The following is a 2,149-nucleotide window of genomic DNA, read 5'->3' as shown; positions in this document are numbered from 1 at the left end:
CCATTGTCTCCCCACCCCAATCTAATTTATTGGGAATGTGTAATTTTCTCATAGTTACTGCTATAATAAATAACTGCGCGGATGTGGTGGAATCGGTAGACACGCACGCTTGAGGGGCGTGTGGCGTAAGCCTTGCGAGTTCGAGTCTCGCCATCCGCATATAGATTAAGAGGGGCAGGGGCTAGGGACAAGTGCCTTGTTAAGCTCTCCCCTACTTATCATTATAAGTTTTACTAATATCCCACATTCCACAGGTCAATTTGTAGTATAAAAAAAGTACAGACAGAACCTTTTCATAGTTTATTTGTGAAGGATTCTGTGTCTAATCGGAAAAAAACATGTTTGCCGGAAAAAGACCTACGAATATTGGCGTTAACTCAGGAAAACTAGCCCCCTGCCCTAATTCCCCCAACTGTGTCAGCAGCCAAAGTCAAGATGTCCAGCATAAAATTGAGCCTTTAACTTACAAAAGTTCCCCCCAACAGGTAATGGCTAACCTGAAAACTGTCATTGAGAATATGGAGAGAACGAAAATTATCGCAGAAAACGATAATTACCTCTACGCAGAATTCACGAGTAAACTGATGGGGTACGTCGATGACGTAGAATTTTATCTAGATTCAAGTGCTAATATCATCCATGTTCGTTCCGCCTCTCGTCTGGGAAAATCAGATTTAGGAGTAAACCGCAAACGAGTTGAAACCATTCGAGCCAAACTCAACGAAATGCAAAATAACGCTTAGGAATTTAATTAACATGAATATCCCCGTGGAAACGAACCAACAAGTACCGATTGAAGACCAAAATATACCCATTGAACATCAGGGACTCCATAACTTCTTATATAGTTCTGATGATGAACATAGTGCGGCTAATATCAGAATTGATTCAAATTTAGAAAATAATGGAGATAGTATAACCCCCCTGGATGCTTGGTGCGAACTTTCTCAGAATGCCAAAGTAGCTGGTGTCTACGCAGTTTTAGATGATAAAAGCTCTACCCAATACATCGGTTATTCCCGGAATGTTCTCATTTCTCTTAACAGTCACATTGCCCAAAATGGCAAAGAAATTTGCGCTTTTGTTCGGGTGAAAACCTTCAAGTATCCAAAACGCACTGAAATGGAAGAATTGCGAGATAAATGGATATCTCAACTCGATACAATTCCTCCAGGAAATGGTGAATCTAGAGAAATGTGGGCAGAGACAGTTGGTGCAGCCGCAAAAGCCGCTATGTCTACAGCAGAAAAGAATGCCTATGAAGAGAAAAAGATTAAACTTCGCAAAGCAATGGCAGATGGAACCCTGACAAAGGAAACATTGACTCACTCCACTGATATCCAACGCCGTCAGAAGTTAGAAGCTGCCGTGGAAAATGACGATTGGAGTAACGTTATCAACGAATCTTGATTAATAGTTTTAGATTTTAGATTTTACAGCGCTTTGCGGGTGAGTGAGGTATGTAGAAACCGGGTTTCTCCAAGAAACCCGGTTTCTGAGTGGTTTTTTTTGCCTACTTCATCCAACGGTATATAGAAACCGGGTTTCTGAGCGGATTTCTCTTGGGTACTTCATTCGACTGCAACAGGAAAAAACCTTATGACTTTTTGATTTCGCTAGCCATTTTGCGGAACATATCCATACTCGTGTCGGCGCTCCGGCGTTGATTACTAACCTTACCGTTTTCTTCATTCTGAGTAGGTGGTTTAACCTCAGATATAACTTCCGGTTGTGGAGTTGGCAAATTACCGTTGGCAACTGTAATTTTCTGCCCAAAAGCAGAGGTTGCTACAATCTGTTCTTCCTCGCTGTTAGCAAACGTCTTCTTTACAGATGTAGGTCTCCGCATATACTCAATATTGCCCAATGTCTTAGCGTCATCTGGAGTCAGGAAAAATCCTGTCCCCTTTTCATCCTCTCCTGCTAATTTTGCTTCATCTATCTCTTCATCGACGTACTGAGTCTTTAAACCAAACAAATTACTAAGGAATCCCATAACTACCTTTTTCTGCCCTTATCTGTTCCATTTGTTATTTTATATTAAAAATTGTAAATAATTATGTTTTTTATGAACAAAATTTAGATAAATTTGCTAGAGGTGAGAGGTGAGAGGTGAGAGGTGAGAGGTGAGAGGTGAGAGGTGAGAGGT

3 protein-coding genes and 1 tRNA gene are annotated in these 2,149 nt (G+C 40.9%); 3 read left to right on the top strand and 1 reads right to left on the bottom strand.

Features of this window, described 5'->3' with window-relative positions; all coding sequences use genetic code 11:
- Positions 1–77 precede the first annotated feature (77 nt).
- The 3 genes from NJ959_RS16990 (at position 78) to NJ959_RS16980 (ending at position 1,410) form a co-directional block, all read left to right on the top strand.
- Positions 78–159 (top strand) — tRNA-Leu (locus tag NJ959_RS16990).
- Positions 160–338: 179 nt separating this feature from the next.
- On the top strand, positions 339–743 hold the full coding sequence (locus NJ959_RS16985; protein ID WP_254012925.1) for a DUF1499 domain-containing protein: 405 nt from the start codon (positions 339–341) through the stop codon (positions 741–743).
- Positions 744–756: 13 nt separating this feature from the next.
- Positions 757–1,410, top strand: a complete 654-nt coding sequence (locus NJ959_RS16980; RefSeq protein ID WP_254012924.1) for a GIY-YIG nuclease family protein — start codon at positions 757–759, stop codon at positions 1,408–1,410.
- Positions 1,411–1,597: 187 nt separating this feature from the next.
- Here the strand turns inward: NJ959_RS16980 and NJ959_RS16975 are convergent, their stop codons facing one another.
- Positions 1,598–1,996: a hypothetical protein gene (locus tag NJ959_RS16975; protein WP_254012923.1), complete on the bottom strand. Its 399-nt coding sequence runs from the start codon at positions 1,994–1,996 to the stop codon at positions 1,598–1,600.
- Between the last annotated feature and the right edge of the window lie 153 nt (positions 1,997–2,149).

Origin of the sequence: Limnofasciculus baicalensis BBK-W-15 (genome assembly GCF_024178385.1) — a bacterium.
In the GTDB taxonomy this organism is placed as follows: domain Bacteria; phylum Cyanobacteriota; class Cyanobacteriia; order Cyanobacteriales; family Coleofasciculaceae; genus Limnofasciculus; species Limnofasciculus baicalensis.
Note: the sequence above shows the minus strand (reverse complement) of the source record. Positions and strands in the feature narration are given on the sequence as shown.

Excerpts from the sequence above, each read along its gene's own strand:
- NJ959_RS16985 (WP_254012925.1), top strand. The coding sequence starts at position 339 with ATGTTTGCCGGAAAAAGACCTACGAATATTGGCGTTAACTCAGGAAAA.
- NJ959_RS16980 (WP_254012924.1), top strand. The coding sequence starts at position 757 with ATGAATATCCCCGTGGAAACGAACCAACAAGTACCGATTGAAGACCAA.
- NJ959_RS16975 (WP_254012923.1), bottom strand. The coding sequence starts at position 1,996 with ATGGGATTCCTTAGTAATTTGTTTGGTTTAAAGACTCAGTACGTCGAT.